Raw genomic sequence first — 19,982 nt, forward strand, 5'->3', positions numbered from 1 at the left:
TGTGTTGAGACGTCGGACCGGGGGCTGCCTGCCCCCGGACCCCCGGGGATATTTTAGGGTCAAGAGAAGATCACATGCGGAAGACGCCAAATTTGGTCTCTTCAATTGGGGCATTCAAAGACGCCGACAGGCTCAGATGCAGCACGTCGCGGGTTTTGCGCGGGTCCACAATGCCATCGTCCCACAGGCGTGCAGAGGCGTAGAGCGGGTGGCTTTGCTCTTCGAACATATCAAGCGTTGGCTGTTTGAAGGCCGCTTCTTCTTCCGCTGACCATTCCCCCCCCTGACGCTCGATGGCATCGCGTTTGACCGTCGCCAGCACACCTGCGGCCTGCTCGCCGCCCATCACAGAGATGCGGGAGTTGGGCCATGACCACAAGAAACGCGGCGAATAGGCCCGACCCGCCATGCCGTAATTGCCCGCCCCAAAGGAGCCGCCCACCAGCATGGTGATTTTCGGCACTTTGGTGGTGGCCACGGCGGTCACCATTTTGGCGCCATGGCGGGCGATGCCTTCGGCTTCATATTTCTGCCCGACCATAAAGCCGGTGATGTTTTGCAAGAACACCAGAGGAATGCCTCGCTGGGAACAGAGCTCCACAAAATGCGCCCCTTTGGCCGCGCTTTCAGAATAGAGCACCCCATTGTTGGCGATGATCCCGACGGGGCAGCCTTTGACATGGGCAAAACCGCACACCAGCGTTTCGCCAAAGCGCTTTTTAAATTCGTCAAACCGCGAGCCATCGACGACGCGGGCAATTACCTCACGGATGTCATAAGGCGTGCGCAATCCGCCCGGCACCACACCGAGAATATCCTCAGGGTCATAGGCTGGCTCTTCTGGCGACTGCCACGCGACGGTCTGCGGTTTGCTGCGGTTGAGATGTTTGAGCGCATCGCGCGCCAGGGCCAGCGCATGGGCATCATCATCTGCGAGATAATCCGCCACACCGGAGAGACGCGTGTGCACATCCCCGCCGCCCAAATCTTCGGCGCTGACCACCTCCCCTGTGGCCGCCTTCACCAATGGCGGGCCTGCCAGAAAAATGGTGCCCTGCTCTTTGACGATGATGGTCACATCAGACATGGCCGGAACATAGGCGCCGCCGGCGGTGCAGGAGCCCATCACCACAGCGATCTGGGGGATGCCCTTCGCGCTCATGTTGGCCTGATTGAAGAAGATGCGGCCAAAGTGATCGCGATCCGGGAAGACTTCATCCTGCTGGGGCAGATTGGCCCCGCCACTGTCCACCAGATAAACGCAGGGGAGATTGTTCTGCTCTGCAATTTCCTGCGCGCGCAGATGTTTTTTCACGGTCATCGGATAATAGGTGCCGCCCTTTACGGTCGCATCATTGCAGACAACCATGACCTCCTGACCATGCACGCGCCCGATGCCTGCCACCACGCCAGCACAGGGGGCTGCGCCCTCATACATGCCATGCGCTGCGGTCGCCCCCACCTCCAGAAACGGCGACCCCGGATCCAGCAACCCGGCCACGCGGCGGCGCGGCAGCATTTTGCCCCGGCTTTCATGACGGGCGCGGGATTTTTCACCGCCCCCCATTCGGGCAGCCTCAGCCACCTCACGCACGGTGGCGAGCATCTCCAGATGTGCCGCGCGGTTGGCGGCAAACTCTTCGGATCCTGTGATGATTTTGGATTGCAGCTTCATAGGCCCCCCATCTTGGATTGTGGCGCTGAGCTATGGCGTCTGTGCTGGACTGCGCGCAAAGTTCCAGCGGCCCGAAGGTCGACGCCGCGCGGTATTTGACGCAGCTCAAACGGGTTTGTTTTTCGTTTTTGACTCATATCAGAGTTGCGACTCGGCAAATCCCCTACGCGGGACTCACGACATGGAATAACAATGAAAGAATGGGTCTCACCATGAAACGTATCAGTACTGTTTTGGCTCTTAGCACAGCAATCGCGACAGTGGCGGGTGGCGCAGCCTATGCGCAGTCTGCGGGGGATTGGACCTTGGGGATCGGTCTTGGCTACCTGAACCCGAAATCCGACAACGGCACCGTGGGCGGCGCAGCGGCCACCATCGACAGCGACGTGCGCCCGATCTTCACCGCAGAATATTTTGTCTGGGACAATATCGGCATCGAATTGCTGGCGGCGACGCAGTTCAAACATGAAATTTCTTTGGACGGCAACGCAGCGGCCACCACCAAGCACCTGCCGCCCACCCTCTCGATCAACTACCACTTTGACACCGGGTCCAAATGGTCGCCCTACGCCGGGATCGGTCTGAACTACACCGCTTTCTCCGATGAAAAGCTGATCGGTTCCAACACGTCCATCGAACTGGACGACAGCTGGGGCGTGGCCGTGCAGGCCGGTCTGGACTATCAGATCTCTGAAAAAGGCGCAGTGCGTCTGAACGTGCGCTGGTTTGACATCGACACAGACGTCACCATTGGCGGTAACGCAGCGGGCACCGCTGAGATTGACCCAATTCTGGTTGGCATGTCCTACGTGCATAAATTCTGATCCTGATGGGTCAGGGCACCCTGCCCTTGCATGTGACCGGCCTTTCACAAGGCCGGTCATTTTGTTTTTAAACAGCCCAGCTGTCAGGCCTGTGCGCTCATTAGTTCACGACCAATCAGCATGCGGCGGATTTCGCTGGTGCCTGCGCCGATTTCCATCAGCTTGGCATCACGGAAGATGCGCCCCACCGGATTGTCAGACAAATAGCCCGCGCCCCCCATGGCCTGCACCGCCTGATGGGCCTGCGTCATCGCCACTTCGGAGGCATAGAGGCAGCAGGCCGCCGCATCCTGACGCGTGATACGGCCCTCATCACAGGCTTTCGCACATTCATACACATAGGCGCGCGCGGAGTTCATCGCGGTGTACATATCCGCAATTTTGCCCTGCATCAGTTGGAAGTTGCCAATCGACTGACCAAACTGTTTGCGCTCCACCATATAAGGCATGATCTCATCCAGACAGGCCGCCATGATACCGGTGCCAATGCCTGCCAAAACAACCCGCTCATAGTCCAACCCCGACATGAGTACAGCGACGCCCTTGCCCTCTTCGCCAAGGACATTTTCAAACGGCACTTCGACATCTTCAAAGATCAGTTCAGCCGTATTGGAGCCACGCATGCCCAGTTTGTCAAAATGCGGGCTGGTGGAGAAGCCTTTCATCTCTTTCTCGATTAGGAAAGCGGTGATGCCGCGCGGGCCTGCATCTGGGTCGGTCTTGGCATAGACCACAAGCGTATCCGCATCCGGGCCATTGGTGATCCAATACTTGTTGCCGTTGAGCACATAGCGATCATTGCGCTTCTCAGCACGCAGCTTCATCGACACCACATCAGAGCCGGCTGAGGGTTCGGACATGGCCAAAGCGCCGACATGTTCGCCCGAAATCAGGCGAGGAAGGAACTTGGCCTTTTGCTCTTCACTTCCGTTGAGCTTGATCTGATTGACGCAGAGGTTGGAGTGCGCGCCGTAAGACAGGGACACAGAGGCGGACGCCCGTGCGATTTCTTCGACCGCGATCACATGCGCCAGATAGGACATGCCTGCACCGCCATATTCCTCAGACACGGTCACACCAAGCAGCCCCAAATCGCCAAACTCTTTCCAGAGCTCGTTTGGAAATGCGTTCTTCAGATCGATCTCCGCCGCCATGGGCTTGATACGCTCCTGAGCGAAGCGATGCACCATCTCACGCAGCGCGTTGACGTCCTCACCCAAGTCGAACTTCATCGTGTGCATGAACATTGGGACCCTCCTCCGAATTATTTGAACACTTGTTCATATAACTAGTCTGACTCGCTTTTTGGATCAAGAAAAATTCCCAACACGTACGCAAACAGCACAAGGCAGGCCACGCGACCTGCCTTTGGCGGACCCTATTTTGAACAAACGTAAGGATCGCCCTTAAGAGGTTTTTGCCTCAAGCGCGGGATAGCGCAGAGCGAGGGAGAGCCCCCGCGCCACGAAGCTGACCATCAATGCGGCCCAGAGGCCGTGATTGCCCCAAAGCGGCACCATCACCAGCACGCACAGGAAGTAAATGATCGCAGAAACGGCCATCATGTTGCGCATATCGCGGGTCTGAGTGGCGCCGATAAAGATGCCGTCCAACATGAACGGCGCAATGCCCAGTACAGGTGACAAGATCACCCATGGCAGAAAATCGCGCGCCAAGTCCCGCAAGTTGAGCGACGTGGTCATGGCGTCAATGATGAGCCCACCCAATCCCCCATACACCACACCCAGCAGAACGCCGCCAACTGCGGCCCAGATCCCTGTCATTTTGGCCGCACGACGCAAAGCTGAGCGATTGCGCGCGCCAACAGCCTTGCCGGAAAAGGTTTCCACAGCAAAGGCAAAGCCATCCAGAGTATGAGCCGTAATATAGAGAAACTGCATCAAGATCTGATTGGCCGCCAAAGTATCATCTCCGAAATCGGCACCAAACAGCAGAAAAGACATAAAAATCGACTGCAACATCAGAGATCGCAACAAAATATCTCCGTTCACGCGCGCCATTTCTCCAAGCGCCGCGCGATCCAGAATGCGGGCAACCGACTTCCATTCAGGGCTTTCGAAGACCTCTCGGCACATCCAAAGCGCCAATGCACAGCCGGAGACTTCTGCGATGAGCGTGGCAAAAGCCACCCCTTCAACGCCTAAGTTGAGCCCCAGCACAAACCAGAGATCCAGCAGGATATTGAGGCCGTTCATCCAAAGCTGCACCACCAGCACGGCCTTGGTGCGCTCCTGTGCGATCAGCCAACCGGTCACCCCATAAAGCGCAATTGCGGCGGGCGCAGACCAGATACGGATCTGCAGATATTGCGCGGCCAGTGCCTCAACTTCGGGCGAGGCGGGAGACAGCCAGAATGCAGCTTTGAATAGCCCCACCTGCGTGAGGATCAGCAGGACACCCGCAAAGAGGCCGATCACCACGGCACGCGTCAGCATAGCGGCAACTTCACCGTGACGGCCTGCTCCAAGTGCTTTGGCCGTCAGGCCGGTGGTGCCCATCCGCAGGAACCCAAAAATCCAGTAGAGTCCCGCCAGTACCACTGCGCCAATACCGACGGCGCCAATCGGCGCAGCCTCCCCCATCTGTCCAACAACACCCGTATCCACCGCGCCCAGAATCGGCACAGTGGCATTTGAGATCACAATCGGAAGCGCGACATGCAAAATTCGCCGATGGGATATATCCCCTAGCTCACCGGTGGCCGCCTTAAGGTCATTCATCCCGTGTTGGCATCAAGAAATGGCCGGTGGCCTGTGCATAGAGCACGTCGCGCTGATCTTGCCAGGCCTCCACATGCACAGAAGCATAGCGGCGCCCAGAGCGGTTGACCCGCGCGCGGGCATAGGCATCACGCGGCAGTCCGGACCGCAGATAATCGACCGTAAAATCAATGGTCTTGGGCAGACGTGGCAGATGCCCTGCGGTCAGGCTTTCCATTGTGATGCGCCCGCTTTCGATATCATCCCACAAGCCGGACCACGCCAAGCCGATCACGGCAGTGGTTTCCAAAAAACCTGCGGTGACGCCCCCATGGATGGCGGGCAACATAGGATTGCCAATCAGCTTGTCATCAAATGGCAGGATGGCGGTGAGTTCATCGCCGCGGCGCTCAAACTCGATGCCGAGGAAATTGATATAGGGAACACCGTGCACAAGCGCGCTCATCGCCGCATCGCGGCGTTGCTTCACGACCTGTACAGGTTCGGGACGGGACCGGGCCATGGATCAGCTCCTTTGCACAGTGAAAGTACCGGTGGCGGTCGCCACTGGCAGCGCGTCATCGTCATCCACTGCGGTGGCACGAACAAAAGCAACAGAACGCGTGATATGATAGCATTCAGCCTTGGTGCGGATGCTTTGCCCCGGCGTGGCGGCGCGCATGTAGTCAATACGAAGATCGATTGTTGCCGTGCTGGAGGGCGACGACGGGTGGCACATGGCAGCCGCTCCGCAGCAGGTGTCCATCAAAGCGAACACAGCTCCGCCATGCAGAACGCCTGTTTCTGGATCCCCAACAATATTATCATTGTAGGGCAGAACCATCTCCGCCTTACCGTCCCCGATATTGGTCAACTTCATGTCCAACGCTTTGCAATGCGGAATCGCATTTATGAAGTGTTCCGCCATTTTTGCTTTCTGGGTATCCATTCGCTCTCTCCGCCCGCAATCCGTCATTTATGAGCGTCAATTGTCGCGGTGTTCAAGGGGGCGGTTGCTCTTGCTGCAGATGCAAACTAAGTTTCGCTTTCAAGGAGGCCCTGCAAATGTCTGATACTCGCCTGAGCTTTAAGGAAATGTGCGCACGATTCGACGTGACCCCACGAACCCTGCGTTATTATGAGTATATTGAACTGCTTCAGCCCGAACGCGAAGGACGCAGCCGGTACTTCGGCCCCCGCGAAGTCGCACGCATGACGCTGATCATGCGCGGTCGCCGGTTTGGCATCAAACTCGAAGACATTCGTCAATGGCTCCTCATCTATGAACACGAAGGCACTTCAGCACAGATGCAGGCCTTTGTGGATATGGCCGATCGCCAAATGGAAGAGCTCGAAGAGCAGCGGCAACAGCTTGAGGAAGCGATGCGTGAACTCAAAGAACTGCGCGACGAAACTGCGGGCTTCTTAACGAAAGCGACCAGCTGACCTTCTTTTTAAGACGAAAGCCGCCATCGGCATCGTCGCCATGACGTCGAGGTCTACAGCTTAAACTTATGCAGAAAGCTCCCGCATTTCGGGGGCTTTTTCTTTTGCCTGCGCTCGCCTGCAGCGCGGTTTTTTCCGGGAAAGTCCGCCTGATCTTACTTAAAAAAATGATCCTACGTCACATAGAATTGTGACGTGACGTCCTACTTACGTTAACGTCAAGCACTATAGTAAATCAATTCCCGAAGCCCATTTTGTAACCACCTTCCGACACGAAAGGACGCAATGATGAGCGAAGACACGATGACCATCCGCGAGATGTGTGACGCTTATGACGTCACACCTCGGACTCTTCGGTTCTATGAATCCAAGGAACTTTTGTTCCCAATTCGCGAAGGCCAAAAACGTTTGTTCACCAAACGTGACCGCGCCCGCCTCAAGCTGATTTTGCGCGGCAAACGGTTTGGGTTCTCGCTTGAAGAGATCCGCCAGCTTCTCGACCTTTATGACATGGGCGACCAACAGGCGACCCAGATGCAGCGCACCTATCAAGTGGCGCAGCACCGTCTCAAGGACATGGAAGAACAGCGCGATGAACTCAACGAGGCGATCCATGACCTTCGTGAACAGTTGAAGTGGGGCGAGCAATTCATTGCTGATCTCCAAGATCATAAAGACGCCGCGCAGTAAGCGCTGCACAGACATTCCGTAACGGATCATCCAAAGGGAAGAGGCCAATGCCAACATATACCGCACCCGTCAAAGACATGCAGTTTGTCCTTCACGAAATGCTGAAAGTTTCGAGCTCTGACATTCCGGGCTACGACGAGCTGGAAGCTGAATTCACCAATGCCGTTCTGGAGGAAGCCGGCAAACTGACAGCAGATGTGCTGGCACCGCTGAACGTGGTGGGTGATCAGGAAGGCTGCCGTTTTGAAAATGGCATCGTTTACACTCCGACTGGCTTCAAGGCTGCATTTGAGCAGGTCAAAGAAGGCGGCTGGACCGGGCTGGATATGCCCGAAGAGTATGGCGGTCAAAACATGCCGTACCTGCTGGGCACCGCCGTTGGCGAGATGTTCTCTGCCTCCAACCAAGCTTTCACCATGTATCAGGGCCTGACCCACGGGGCCGCAGCTGCGATCCTTGCGCACGGCACAGACGAGCAGAAAAACAAGTGGCTGCCCAAGATGGTCTCCTGTGAGTGGACCGGCACCATGAACCTGACAGAGCCACATTGCGGCACTGATCTGGGCCTGATGCGCACCAAAGCCGAGCCACAGGACAATGGCACCTACAAAATCTCCGGCCAGAAGATCTTCATCTCCGCCGGCGACCATGACATGGCCGACAACATCGTGCATCTGGTTCTGGCAAAAGTGCCCGGTGGCCCAGAAGGCATCAAAGGCGTGTCCCTCTTTATCGTGCCGAAATTCCTCGTGGATGACGAAGGCAACATCGGCGCGCGCAATGGCGTTTCTGTTGGCAACATCGAAAAGAAGATGGGCATCCACGGCAACTCCACATGTGTGCTGAACTACGACGAAGCCGAAGGCTATCTGATTGGCGATCTGAACAAAGGCATGCGCGCCATGTTCACCATGATGAACGAAGCGCGTCTGGGTGTGGGCATGCAGGGTCTGGCTCAGGCGGAAGCCGCCTATCAAAACGCTCTGGCATATGCCAAGGATCGCCTGCAGGGCCGTGATGTGACCGGTGTCAAGAATCCGGATGGTCCAGCCGATCCACTGATCGTGCATCCTGATATCCGCCGCTCGCTGATGGATCAGAAATCCTTCGTGGAAGGCGCACGTGCGTTCATCCTTTGGGGCGCGACCATGATCGACAAAGCACATCGCAGCGAAGACAAAGATGCTGATGGTCTGGTCTCCCTGCTGACGCCGGTCATCAAAGGCTTCCTGACCGATGAAGGCTATGACATGACCGTGAAGGCACAGCAGGTCTACGGTGGTCACGGCTATATCGAAGAATGGGGCATGAGCCAGTTCACCCGTGATGCGCGTATTGCGATGATCTATGAAGGGGCCAACGGCGTTCAGGCGCTGGATCTGGTCGGTCGTAAGCTGGCTGTCGATGGTGGCAAGCACGTGATGGCCTTCTTTGATCTTGTGAAGACCTTCTGCAAAGAAAACGGGGAAGACGAGGCTCTGAAAGACTTCGTGGAACCGCTGAAAGCAGCCTCCAAGGATCTGCAGGCCGCGGGTATGTATTTCATGCAGGCTGGCATGAAGAACCCAAATGACGCGCTGTCTGGCTCCAACGACTTCATGCATCTCTTTGGTCACGTCTGCCTCGGCCTGATGTGGGCACAGATGGCCAAGGCGGCGAATGCTGCGCTGGCATCTGGCGCAGGCGACGCAGCGTTCTATGAGACGAAACTGGCAACAGGTCGTTACTATATGGCACGACGCCTGCCTGCGACTGGCATGCATCTGGCACGCATCCAAAGCGGTGGCGACACCGTGATGGCTCTGACTGCCGATCAGTTTTAATCAGGCTGGGCGGGGTCTCCCCCGCCCTCCTCTCGTTTCTGGCGTCACTGTGGAGGACAGATGCCCAAGCGTTTCAGACTGACCCGTCGGTTCCCAGTTGCCATGACTGAGGACGGCTACCGCAAGCTCAGAAGCTTTGCGGCACAGGCAGGTCTGGATGAAGGCGAAGCGCTTTCGTTTCTGTTTGAGAACTTTGACACTGTCACGGACCACGAACAACTGGCGCAGCGCCTGCGCCAGTTCAACGCGACTTTGGACGCACGAAAACGCTGACAATGGCCGCGCATCACATTGCCAAGGGGAGGACGGCATGACAATCAAACTCTACTGCTTTGGGGAAAGCGGACATTCCTACAAGGCCGCTCTGGCGCTGGAGCTTTCCGGCCTCGACTGGGCCCCAGTGAAAGTTGATTTCTTTGCCGGAGAAACCCGATCCGACGCCTATCGTGAGACGGTCAACGAAATGGGAGAAGCCCCTGTTCTGGTGGATGGGGACGTGAAACTGTCTCAGGCCTCCGTGATTCAGGACTACATCTCTGAAAAAACCGGTAAATTTTCCGGCAAGGATGACGCGGAGCGTCGCGAGATCCTGCGCTGGCAATTCTGGGACAACCACAAGTTCAGCTCTGTTGCTGGCGTGACCCGTTTCCTGATCCACTTCCTGCCTGCTGATAAGCAGCCCAAAGAAGTGATCGCATTCAATCAAGGCCGTCTGAAAGCGGCCTATGATATTTTGAACAAACACCTTGAAGGCCGCGATTGGATTGTGGGGGAAAGCCTGAGCAATGCCGATCTGACCTGCTGTTCGTATCTTTACTACCCTGAACCCTTTGGTTTTGACCGCAGCCAGTGGCCCAATGTTGATCGCTGGCTGAGCAATATTTCCGAAACACCGGGGTGGAAACACCCCTATGACCTGATGCCCGGCTCCCCCGCGGACCGTGCCTAAAATCGCCTGATAATAGGAGACCACAATGACCGAAGCCTATATCTATGACGCCGTGCGCACCCCGCGCGGCAAAGGCCGCAAGGACGGCAGCCTGCACGAGGTGACTTCTGTTGCCTTGTCAAAGACTGTTCTGAACAGCCTGAAAGAACGCAACGGCCTCGAAGGCCACGCCGTGGAAGATGTGATCTGGGGCAATGTGACCCAAGTCAAAGAGCAAGGCGGCTGCCTCGCACGGACGGCCGTGCTCGCCTCCGATCTGGATGAGCGCATCCCCGGCCTGGCCATCAACCGTTTCTGCGCCTCCGGCATGGAAGCCGTGAACCTCGCCGCCAACCAAGTCAAAGGCGGCGCGGGCGATGCCTATATCGCTGGCGGTGTTGAGATGATGGGCCGCGTGCCAATGGGGTCGGATGGCGCGGCCATCGCCGTTGACCCATCCGTGGCCATGGACATGTATTTTGTCCCACAGGGCATCTCTGCTGACATCATCGCAACGGAATATGGGTTCACCCGTGATCAGGCGGACCAACTGGCCATGGAATCTCAGCGCCGGGCGGCAATGGCTTGGGAAGAAGGTCGTTTTGACAAATCCATCGTGGCAGTCAAAGACATCAACGGGCTGACCATTCTGGACAAAGACGAATACATGCGTCCGGGCACAGACATGCAGTCACTGGGCGGTCTGAAGCCAGCGTTTAAAGAACAGGGCGAAGTGATGCCCGGTTTTGATAAACTGGCGCTGATGAAGTACCCGCATCTGGAGAAGATCAACCACATCCACCACGCCGGGAACTCCTCTGGCATCGTGGACGGCTCTGCTGGTGTTCTGATCGGCAACAAGGAATTTGGTGAGAAATACGGCATCAAGCCCCGCGCGGTGATCAAGCAGACCTGCAAGATCGGTCTGGACCCAACCATCATGCTGACCGGTCCTGTCCCTGCGACTCAGAAGATCCTGAAAGACGCAGGCATGGCGATCAGCGACATTGATCTGTTTGAAGTGAACGAAGCCTTCGCTTCTGTTGTGATGCGCTTCCAGCAGGCCTTTGAGGTGGATCCTGAACTGATCAACGTGAACGGCGGCTCGATTGCCATGGGTCACCCGCTGGGCGCGACCGGTGCGATCATCATTGGCACGCTGCTCGACGAGCTTGAGCGTCAGGACAAAGAAACAGGTCTGGCCACGCTCTGCATCGCATCCGGCATGGGTGCTGCCACCATCATCGAACGCGTGTAATCCGCCGACAACAGGATAAGAGACATGACTGATTTCACAATGAACGTCGGCGACAACGGTGTCGCCATCATCACCTGGGACGTGGCTGACAAATCCATGAACGTCCTGCGCAGCGAGTCTTTTGGTGAGCTGAACGCGCTGATCGACGAAGTGCTGTCCAATGACGACATCAAAGGCGCTGTGATCACTTCCGGCAAAAAAGGCACCTTTGCGGGGGGTATGGATCTCAACGTTCTGGGTTCCATCCGTGAGGAAGCGGGTGATGAGCCTGCGCAGGCGCTGTTTGATTTCACGATGCAGGGCCACCAGTTCCTGCGCAAAATCGAACGCGCGGGCATGGACCCGAAAACCAACAAGGGCGGCAAGCCAATTGCCTCCGCGCTGCCGGGCACCGCACTGGGTATTGGTCTGGAGCTGCCGCTGGCAACGCACCGGATCTTCTGCGCCGACAATCCAAAAGCCAAAATTGGCCTGCCTGAAATCATGGTTGGCATTTTCCCAGGCATGGGTGGCACCACGCGTTTTGTGCGCATGATGGGCGCGATGGCGGCCTCCCCCTTCCTGCTGCAGGGCAAGATGGTCGACCCGAAGAAAGCCAAAGCGGCTGGCATCATTCATGAAGTGGTGGACGATCCTGTCGCCGCAGCGACCGAATGGGTGCTGAACGCCACAGATGCGGACATCGTGAAACCATGGGATGCCAAAGGCTACAAAATGCCGGGCGGCGATCCGTATCACCCCGCAGGCTTCATGACCTTCGTGGGTGCCTCTGCTATGGTCAACGGCAATACCTGGGGCGTGTACCCAGCGGCCAAAGCCATGCTTTCTGCGATCTATGAAGGGGCGCAGGTGCCATTTGACACAGCTCTGAAGATCGAAGCGCGCTGGTTTGTGAACGTTCTGATGAACCCGTCGTCTTCTGCCATGATCCAGTCCCTGTTCATCAACAAGGAAGCACTGGAAAAAGGCGCAAACCGTCCCGACGTTCCAGATCAATCCGTCAAGAAAGTTGGCGTTCTGGGCGCAGGCATGATGGGCGCAGGCATCGCGCTGGTATCTGCACAGGCGGGCATGGATGTTGTGCTGATTGACACCTCTCAGGAAGCGGCGGATCGCGGTAAAGCCTACACAGAGACATATCTGGACAAGGGCATGAAGCGCGGCAAGGTGACGGCCGAGAAGAAAGAGGCCATGTTGGGCCGCATCAATGCGACCACAGATCTCAACACCCTCTCTGACGTCGACCTGATCATCGAAGCCGTATTCGAAGACGTGGGTGTGAAGGCGGAAATGACCAAGAAGGTCGAAGCCATCATTCCTGAAGACGCGATCTTTGCCTCCAACACCTCGACCCTGCCAATCACCGGTCTGGCCGAAGCCTCTGTGCGCAAGGAGCAGTTCATCGGCATTCACTTCTTCTCCCCGGTGGAGAAGATGGCCCTGGTGGAAATCATCAAGGGCGGTGAAACCGGCGATCGTGCGGTTGCCAAGGCGCTGGACTATGTGCGTCAGATCAAGAAGACCCCAATCGTTGTGAACGATGAGCGCTTCTTCTACGCCAACCGCTGCATCATTCCTTACATCAACGAAGGCGTGATGATGGCTGGCGAAGGCGTTGGCCGTCCGCTTCTGGATCACGCTGCACAGCTGCTGGGCTTCCCAGTGGGTCCGGTTCAGCTGGTGGATGAAACATCCTTTGATCTTGGCGCGAAAATTGCCAAGGCGACCATGGAAGCCATGGGCGATGCCTATCCGAAATCCGTTGCAGATGACGTGACCTTCTGGATGGTGGAAGAAGGCCGACTGGGCCGCAAATCCAAAGGCGGCTTCTTTGACTACGATGAAAAGGGCAAGCGCCTTGGCTATTGGGAAGGCTTCAACGAGAAATTCCCTCTGCTGGAAGAACAGCCTGATGTTGTCGAAGTTCAGCACCGCCTGATCTTTGCGCAGGTTCTGGAAGCTGTGCGCGCATTGGAAGCCGGTGTTCTGGAAGACATCCGCGAAGGCGACGTTGGCGCGATCTTGGGTTGGGGCTTCATGCCATGGTCCGGTGGCCCCTTCAGCTGGCTCGACATTGTAGGTGCCGCTTGGGCTGCGGAGCGTTGCGACGAGTTGGCCGCAAAATTCGGCGACCGTTTTGCGTGCCCACCGCTGCTGCGTGAAATGGCGGACAAAGGTCAAACCTTCTACGGCCGCTTTGGCCCAGCTGCAAAAGCTGCCGCCTAAGTCACTCTTCAAAAAAATGAAAACGCCCGGACCTTTTTCAGGTCCGGGCGTTTTGTGTTTACCCGTAAGCTTTGCTTGATGTGGCGTCAGGCCGCCTGCCTGAGCTCTGGAACCGGCACTCCCAACGTTTTGACGCGGCCAGTTTCCAGCAACGCCTGCGCCGCGTTCACAGGTAGCATTTTATAGTTAGGCGCTCTACCAAAGCGCGGCCGCACCCCTGCACGCAATCCCCAGAAGCATTGGGAAAACGCAAGTGTGCCCCCGTTCACAAACACCATCTGATCCTCCGCAAAGACCGGGAGCACCGCAGACAGGCTGCCCTGTGGCTCAATACGCTCGACACCTTCGACAATCTCCAACGCAGCGGCAGGGAGCAAGGCATAGGGATCGCCCCAAGCATCCCGCACGTCAGGGCTTTCCACAAGAATACCCTGATGCGGAGGTACAATCAGATCCTGTCTGTTTTCCAAAGTGCCCTTTGGCACATGCAGAGGCCACAGAGGGCGTGGCGTCAATTGTTCAGAGGTAAAAACAACCTCAGGAACCAGCGCTGTGATGCGCTGAAATCCTGCGTCAAATGTGAGAACCTCGTCGCCTATACAAAGCCGCTCTACAAGCGCCCATCCCCCGGGCGTCGCCACGCGGCTTCCGGCAACAAGACCACAGCCAACTGTTAATAAGACGGGTTTCTCTCCCGTTGTTTGTTTGCGCGCTGCCAAAGCAAGACGCGCCCTTTCTCTCAGTGTGCCCACCATTCCATCCACCAAATTCTAGAGGGTTTTCCATCCGAGTGCTTGCCACTGCACGTTTTCAATGTGCGCGCAGTTGGCCGCAATTGGGATTATTTTGTGTCGGCATCTAGAATTGGTAAACAATTCCAATTGGATAGCGGGCATTCGATCGAAAATTTCAACAAAATCACTTCTAACTTTTGCAACCCAAACGTCAGTTCAGCCTCTATGACTGCACACCCCACAAACAGAGAAACCGCCGATCGCGCACATTAATTTCCAGAAAACCCCTCAACCCGTGCGTATTATTACCGACTTTTCATTTCCCACGACAGATAGCAATGTGCCCGCAAAATTTTTATTCGGGAGGAATCGCCCATGGGTTGGATGGCTGACGAAACAGGATTGGAAAAATGCGCGGCGAACTATGTGCCGCTGACCCCGTTGTCCAGTCTCAAACGCGCTGCACAAGTCTTTCCTGAGCGGCTTGCACTGGTGCATGGTACAACACGTCTATCTTACCGGGCCTACTATGAGCGGTGCAGTCGACTGGCATCTGCCCTCAAGCAGCGCGGCGTTGCACCCGGAGATGTGGTGGCCACGCTGTTGCCCAATGTGCCAGAAGCCGCCGAAGCGCATTTTGGCGTGCCCGCCTGTGGTGGGGTTCTGAACGCGATCAACATCCGTTTGGACGTGGCCACTGTGGCCTACATCTTTGAGCATGGGGAAGCCAAAGTTGTTTTGGTGGACAGCGCCTTTGTGTCTTTGGCCGAAGCGGTCGTGGCGGAAATGTCGGGAACGCCGCCTCAGATCATTGAGGTGGCGGCGCCAGAGTTTGGACATCCCGCAAGTGGCCGGCATCCCACATATGAGCAGTTGATCGAGGAAGGCGCGCCCGATTTCGAATGGATCATGCCCGAAGATGAATGGGAGAGCATTGCGCTGAACTATACCTCGGGGACCACGGGCAAACCAAAGGGCGTGGTTTATCACCACCGGGGGGCCTATCTCAACGCCATGGGGCAGGTCCTGAGCTGGCGGATGACGCTGCACCCCGTGTATCTGACAATCGTGCCGTTGTTTCACTGCAACGGATGGTGCCACACTTGGATGATGCCCATGGTGGGCGGCACCATTGTCTGTTGTCGCGACATCACCGCGAAGAACATCTTTGATGCCATCGCCGATGAGGGCGTCACCCATTTTGGCGGCGCGCCTATTGTGTTGAACACTTTGGTAAATGCCCCCGAAGCAGAACGGCGCGGCTTTGAGCATGTGGTGGAGGTCTTCACCGCGGGGGCTCCCCCTGCCCCGGCCACTTTGGCAAAGATTGAACCGATGGGCTTTCATGTCACCCAGGTCTACGGGCTGACCGAAGTCTATGGGCCAGCGACGGAATGCCTTTGGGACACAACGCGTTGGAACGACCTTGAAGGCACGGAACGGGCGGCCATCAAAGCACGTCAGGGCGTGCCGATGCCCTTTATGGATGACATCACCGTCATGGACGAAAAAATGGAGCAAATTCCGATGGATGGTGCCGCGGATGGTGAGATCATGATCCGTGGCAATGCGGTGATGAAAGGCTATCTGAAAAACCCGGAAGCGACCAAAGAGGCCTTTGCTGGTGGATATTTCCACTCTGGGGACATCGCGGTACAGCACCCCGACAGCTATGTGCAGATCACGGATCGCGCCAAGGACATCATCATTTCCGGCGGTGAAAATATAAGCTCCGTCGAAGTGGAAGGCGTGCTGATGCATCACCCCGCCGTGAGCCTCGCCGCAGTTGTGGCAAAGCCCGATGAAAAATGGGGCGAAGTGCCCTGCGCCTTTATCGAGCTTCTGGACGGACAGAGCGCAGACGAAGCCGAGATCATCGCTTTTGCCCGCAAAGAACTGGCCGGGTTCAAGACACCCAAGAAGGTGGTTTTTGGCGAGTTGCCCAAAACCTCAACCGGGAAAATTCAGAAGTTTGCCCTGCGCGAAGCCGCCAAAAACTTCTGAGCACGCGGACCTGCACTGGCATAAATTAGCACAGGTTTGCCAGTTGGCGGGCCTGACACAAAAAGTTGCGGCAATTGCGAAACCGCTCTGATAAGATTGCTGCAACGACCCAAAATGGCACGGATATGAGCAGTAACCCAAAAATCGAAGATGATCTGCGTGAAAAGATCATCTCTGCGCCCGATGTGATTCTCGAAGACCGCGATCTGATGCGCGCGCTGATTGCAGAAAATGAAAAAACCATGGGCGGCAATATTGTCGATCTGCGCGGCATTGCGATGGAACGTCTCGAAGCGCGGCTTGATCGTCTGGAAGACACCCACCGCAGTGTCATTGCCGCCGCATATGACAATCTGGCTGGCACAAATCAGGTGCATCGGGCGATTCTGCGGATGCTGGATCCGGTTGAGTTTGAGCGCTTCCTGCATGATCTGGGCGGCGAAGTTGCCGATATTTTACGCGTAGATGCCATCCGGCTTGTGCTTGAAACGGAACAAGAGACCGATGGCGACCACGCCTTGGCGCGTTTGGGCGATGTTTTGTCCACAGCCGCGCCGGGCTTTATCGAAGACTATCTGACCGGTGGACGCAATATACCACAGCGTCAGGTCACGTTGCGCCAAGTGCAAAGGGGCCGCGCGCTGGTCTATGGAGAGGATGCGGACTGGATCCGCTCTGAAGCCTGTCTCAAGCTGGATTTCGGTGCGGGCAAACTGCCCGGTCTTCTGGTGATGGGAGCGGAAGATCCACATCAGTTCACACCGCAACAAGGCACTGATCTTCTGGCCTTTTTTGCCGGTGTCTTTGAGCGCGCGATGCGCCGCTGGCTGGCGTGATCAGCCCGGCCGCGCAGGAGGCTCTGGAGCGCTTTCTGGCGCATAAGGTGGCGCTGGAAAATGTTTCAGATAACACCGTGGCGGCCTATCGGCGCGATGTGTCTGATTTCATTACGTTTATGACAATGCACAGGGGAGAGCCGCAAGGGCTGGCCCCGCTGAAAGACATTGACGTTCCGGATATGCGCAGCTGGATGGCGCAGGCCAGAAGCAGCGGTATTGCGCCTCGGTCTTTGGCGCGTAAGCTCTCGGCAGTAAAGAGTTTTTACCGCTGGCTGGCAGAACGCGAGGGCTTTGAACCAACGGCGGTGCTGGCCATGCGAGCGCCGAAATTTCAGGCCAAGCTGCCACGTCCGTTGGCGGAAGATGCCGCGCTGCAAGTGCTTGAAACTGTTGAACTTCAATCACAGGAAGACTGGGTCGGGGCGCGCGATGTCGCCGTGATCACCCTGCTGTATGGTTGCGGATTGCGGATTTCAGAAGCCCTTGATTTAAAAGGCAAAGACGTCCCCCTTCCTGAAACCCTGCGGATTGTTGGTAAAGGCGGTAAGGAACGGCTTGTGCCCGTGTTGGATGCGGCGCGCGCGGCGATGGAACACTATATTTCCCTTTCACCTCATATGGTTACAGAAGATGGCGCCGTATTTCGTGGCGTAAGAGGTGGCCCATTGAGTGCGCGCGTGGTGCAGAAAACCATGCAGCAGACACGGCAACAGCTGGGGTTGCCCGCAAGCGCGACACCACATGCACTGCGCCACAGCTTTGCAACGCATTTGTTGAGTGCTGGCGGGGACTTGCGAGCTATTCAGGAGCTTTTGGGCCATGCCTCTCTGTCCACGACACAGGCCTACACGCAGGTGGATACGGCCCGTTTGATGGAAGTCTACAACCGCACCCACCCCAAAGCGTGATCTGAACGCCTGCAGGGGTGTTAACACTTTGGAGGTCGGCGAAAGTCACGTCTGTATTGCGTCGGTATTCCAACAGCAACGCGGCGGTGGATTTTGCGCGATCAACATCTTAACCGACCGCGCGTTGCGCCCCTTTGGGGATCACTTCATAGCCCGGCTCCTCGGGCTCATCATCCACCATCTCTGACGGGAAGCCCGGAGCCTGCACGCAAAGCCCCGTGGCCTCCTCCAGCCGTTTGATGATGTTGGGGCTGAGTTCTCTTTCCCCATAGCGGGCAATGGCGTCGTCAAACATCGCAATCATCAGCGGATTGAGTTCAAGCGGCACACCGGCGCGGTCGGCCACATCCTGAAACAGGCCGATGTCCTTTTTGACCAGATCCATGGTGAAAGAGATGTCGCGCGAGCCATTAAGGATGACCTGACTTTCGGTTTCATGACTGAAGGAATTGCCAGAGCTGATACGGATGGCCTCATAAGCGGTGTTGAGATCCATGCCTGCAGCGGCGCAAGTGGTGAGCGCCTCGGCACTGGCCACCAGATGCGCGGTGGCAAGATAGTTTGTGACCACTTTGAGCACGGAAGCCGAGCCGAGATCGCCGGTGTGCAACACACGCCGCCCCATGGTGGTGAGCAGCGGCAGGACGCGTTCAAAGGTGGCGCGATCACAGCCCGCGAAGATGGCGATATTGCCGGTATCTGCCCGGTGACAGCCGCCCGAGACCGGACAATCCACCGCCGCACCCCCTGCGGCGATGACCAGCGCGCCAAGGCGTTTGACCTCGGCCTCATCAGTGGTGGACATTTCCATCCAGATCTTGCCGGGACGGACCTCTGGCAGCATCTCCTGCATCACAGCATCTGAGGCGGCGGGGGACGGCAGGCAGGTGATGACCACATCACAAAGGCGCATCATCTCCGCCGGGCCAGAAACCGCCTTGGCCCCATCCGCCAGTTTGTCCGCCACAAGATCAACGTTGAGATCATGGACATAAAGCTCCTTGCCGTTTCTGAGCAGGCTGCCGCTGAGTTTGCCGCCCACGTTGCCCAATCCGATAAATCCAATTTTCACAGGCTCTCTCCCCCTATCCTCCATTGCAGCCTGACGCGGGATGAGATGCGCGGCAGGTCGGGGCGCGACACATCTGGCGTTTTTGTACCTATTGCTTGCCAAAGAGATGGCCCGGTGCATCGGCGGCAAGCGGCGCGCCGGAAAGCTGGGCCATGTGCCAGGCCAGCGCGGTGTTGGAGCTGAATACCGGCTTGTTAAGCGTGGCCTCTAGATCGGCAATCAGATCCAGCGTTTGCAGGTTGGTACAGCTGAGAAACACCGCCTCCACATCTTGCAGACCCACTTGGGTTGCGGCGGCTTTGACGGAGGTGGCGGTGATACGAGCGACGTTCTCCTCCCCCGCTTCGCCAAAAGACACCAGTGCAGGCACCGAAATGCCTGCGGCCTCAAAGGCGTGTTGCACAGGCAGGGAGACCTCGGACACATAAGGTGTGACCATGCCGAGGCGACGGATATCGAGCGCGCGGCAGGCGGCGATGGCGGCGGTGAGCGGGTCGGTCACGGCGGGGGTTTTCACACCCTGCCCAACAAGCGCGGCGACTTTGGCGGCCCCGATCATGGTGGTGCCGGAGGTGCAGCCGTAGCCAACCACATCAAAGCGCGCGGCGGGTGGGAAGAGCGCAGCACTGGCAGGCAGCGTTTGGGACATTTCCTGCAAAGTGTCGGTGGTGACTTCGGCGCCTGAGGCCACACGGGAGGTGTAAAGCGCGAGGTTGCGGGAGGGGAAGAGGCGGCGGAAATCCTGCTCCAGCGTTTCGTCGTATTTGAGCACGATGAGGCCCAGCGTGTGTTGGCCAGAGGCGGGGGGGCCGAGCGTGAAAGGGATGGTCTCCAT

The 19,982-nt window shown here is 57.2% G+C and carries 19 protein-coding genes; 11 read left to right on the top strand and 8 right to left on the bottom strand.

The window, feature by feature from the left end:
• Nucleotides 1–70: 70 nt before the first annotated feature.
• Entirely contained in the window at nucleotides 71–1,675 is a 1,605-nt protein-coding gene (locus SHM7688_RS00485) for a carboxyl transferase domain-containing protein (RefSeq protein ID WP_058238062.1), read from the bottom strand.
• A gap of 212 nt (nucleotides 1,676–1,887) precedes the next feature.
• On the opposite strand from SHM7688_RS00485, the gene SHM7688_RS00490 reads away from it, so the two are divergent.
• A complete protein-coding gene (locus tag SHM7688_RS00490) occupies nucleotides 1,888–2,499 on the top strand; it encodes an OmpW/AlkL family protein (protein ID WP_058238142.1) in 612 nt (203 codons plus the stop codon).
• An 83-nt stretch (nucleotides 2,500–2,582) separates the two neighbouring features.
• Here the strand turns inward: SHM7688_RS00490 and SHM7688_RS00495 are convergent, their stop codons facing one another.
• From SHM7688_RS00495 to SHM7688_RS00510, 4 genes are all read right to left on the bottom strand, one after another.
• Entirely contained in the window at nucleotides 2,583–3,746 is a 1,164-nt protein-coding gene (locus tag SHM7688_RS00495) for an isovaleryl-CoA dehydrogenase (protein ID WP_058238063.1), read from the bottom strand.
• 159 nt (nucleotides 3,747–3,905) lie between these two features.
• Nucleotides 3,906–5,240 (bottom strand): MATE family efflux transporter, encoded by a 1,335-nt coding sequence (locus tag SHM7688_RS00500; protein WP_058238064.1) that lies wholly within the window; start codon nucleotides 5,238–5,240, stop codon nucleotides 3,906–3,908.
• Entirely contained in the window at nucleotides 5,233–5,742 is a 510-nt protein-coding gene (locus SHM7688_RS00505; protein ID WP_058238065.1) for a PaaI family thioesterase, read from the bottom strand. The genes SHM7688_RS00500 and SHM7688_RS00505 overlap by 8 nt, the downstream gene beginning before the upstream one ends.
• Nucleotides 5,743–5,745: 3 nt before the next feature.
• Nucleotides 5,746–6,168 (bottom strand): PaaI family thioesterase, encoded by a 423-nt coding sequence (locus SHM7688_RS00510; RefSeq protein ID WP_058238066.1) that lies wholly within the window; start codon nucleotides 6,166–6,168, stop codon nucleotides 5,746–5,748.
• Between the two features lie 116 nt (nucleotides 6,169–6,284).
• On the opposite strand from SHM7688_RS00510, the gene SHM7688_RS00515 reads away from it, so the two are divergent.
• From SHM7688_RS00515 to SHM7688_RS00545, 7 genes are all read left to right on the top strand, one after another.
• Nucleotides 6,285–6,665: a MerR family transcriptional regulator gene (locus SHM7688_RS00515; protein WP_058238067.1), complete on the top strand. Its 381-nt coding sequence runs from the start codon at nucleotides 6,285–6,287 to the stop codon at nucleotides 6,663–6,665.
• 288 nt (nucleotides 6,666–6,953) lie between these two features.
• Entirely contained in the window at nucleotides 6,954–7,355 is a 402-nt protein-coding gene (locus SHM7688_RS00520) for a MerR family transcriptional regulator (protein ID WP_058238143.1), read from the top strand.
• A gap of 47 nt (nucleotides 7,356–7,402) precedes the next feature.
• A complete protein-coding gene (locus SHM7688_RS00525; RefSeq protein WP_058238068.1) occupies nucleotides 7,403–9,178 on the top strand; it encodes an acyl-CoA dehydrogenase in 1,776 nt (591 codons plus the stop codon).
• A gap of 60 nt (nucleotides 9,179–9,238) precedes the next feature.
• Nucleotides 9,239–9,451, top strand: a complete 213-nt coding sequence (locus tag SHM7688_RS00530; protein WP_058238069.1) for a hypothetical protein — start codon at nucleotides 9,239–9,241, stop codon at nucleotides 9,449–9,451.
• Nucleotides 9,452–9,488: 37 nt separating this feature from the next.
• Nucleotides 9,489–10,127: a glutathione S-transferase family protein gene (locus SHM7688_RS00535; protein WP_058238070.1), complete on the top strand. Its 639-nt coding sequence runs from the start codon at nucleotides 9,489–9,491 to the stop codon at nucleotides 10,125–10,127.
• Between the two features lie 25 nt (nucleotides 10,128–10,152).
• On the top strand, nucleotides 10,153–11,364 hold the full coding sequence (locus tag SHM7688_RS00540; RefSeq protein ID WP_058238071.1) for an acetyl-CoA C-acetyltransferase: 1,212 nt from the start codon (nucleotides 10,153–10,155) through the stop codon (nucleotides 11,362–11,364).
• Between the two features lie 24 nt (nucleotides 11,365–11,388).
• A complete protein-coding gene (locus SHM7688_RS00545; RefSeq protein ID WP_058238072.1) occupies nucleotides 11,389–13,590 on the top strand; it encodes a 3-hydroxyacyl-CoA dehydrogenase NAD-binding domain-containing protein in 2,202 nt (733 codons plus the stop codon).
• Between the two features lie 86 nt (nucleotides 13,591–13,676).
• Here SHM7688_RS00545 and SHM7688_RS00550 read toward each other — a convergent pair whose 3' ends face one another.
• The gene (locus SHM7688_RS00550) at nucleotides 13,677–14,345 is read right to left on the bottom strand and encodes a Hint domain-containing protein (RefSeq protein WP_058238073.1); all 669 of its coding nucleotides are present in this window, start codon (nucleotides 14,343–14,345) and stop codon (nucleotides 13,677–13,679) included.
• Between the two features lie 354 nt (nucleotides 14,346–14,699).
• Here SHM7688_RS00550 and SHM7688_RS00555 point away from each other — a divergent pair, with 354 nt between their 5' ends.
• The 3 genes from SHM7688_RS00555 to SHM7688_RS00565 all read left to right on the top strand — a co-directional run bounded on the left by SHM7688_RS00555 (nucleotide 14,700) and on the right by SHM7688_RS00565 (nucleotide 18,075).
• Nucleotides 14,700–16,328: an AMP-binding protein gene (locus SHM7688_RS00555; protein WP_058238074.1), complete on the top strand. Its 1,629-nt coding sequence runs from the start codon at nucleotides 14,700–14,702 to the stop codon at nucleotides 16,326–16,328.
• A 125-nt stretch (nucleotides 16,329–16,453) separates the two neighbouring features.
• Nucleotides 16,454–17,164, top strand: coding sequence for a DUF484 family protein (locus SHM7688_RS00560; protein WP_058238144.1), 711 nt, complete (start codon nucleotides 16,454–16,456; stop codon nucleotides 17,162–17,164).
• Nucleotides 17,161–18,075 carry a tyrosine recombinase XerC gene (locus SHM7688_RS00565; RefSeq protein ID WP_058238075.1) on the top strand — a complete coding sequence of 305 codons (915 nt, stop codon included), beginning with the start codon at nucleotides 17,161–17,163 and terminating at the stop codon, nucleotides 18,073–18,075. Before SHM7688_RS00560 ends, SHM7688_RS00565 begins: the two co-directional genes overlap by 4 nt.
• A 109-nt stretch (nucleotides 18,076–18,184) precedes the next feature.
• Here SHM7688_RS00565 and SHM7688_RS00570 read toward each other — a convergent pair whose 3' ends face one another.
• Entirely contained in the window at nucleotides 18,185–19,147 is a 963-nt protein-coding gene (locus SHM7688_RS00570) for an NAD(P)-dependent oxidoreductase (RefSeq protein ID WP_058238076.1), read from the bottom strand.
• Between the two features lie 88 nt (nucleotides 19,148–19,235).
• Nucleotides 19,236–19,982, bottom strand: coding sequence for a maleate cis-trans isomerase family protein (locus SHM7688_RS00575; RefSeq protein WP_058238077.1), 747 nt, complete (start codon nucleotides 19,980–19,982; stop codon nucleotides 19,236–19,238).

The organism is Shimia marina (assembly GCF_001458175.1).
Classification (GTDB): Bacteria; Pseudomonadota; Alphaproteobacteria; order Rhodobacterales; family Rhodobacteraceae; genus Shimia; species Shimia marina.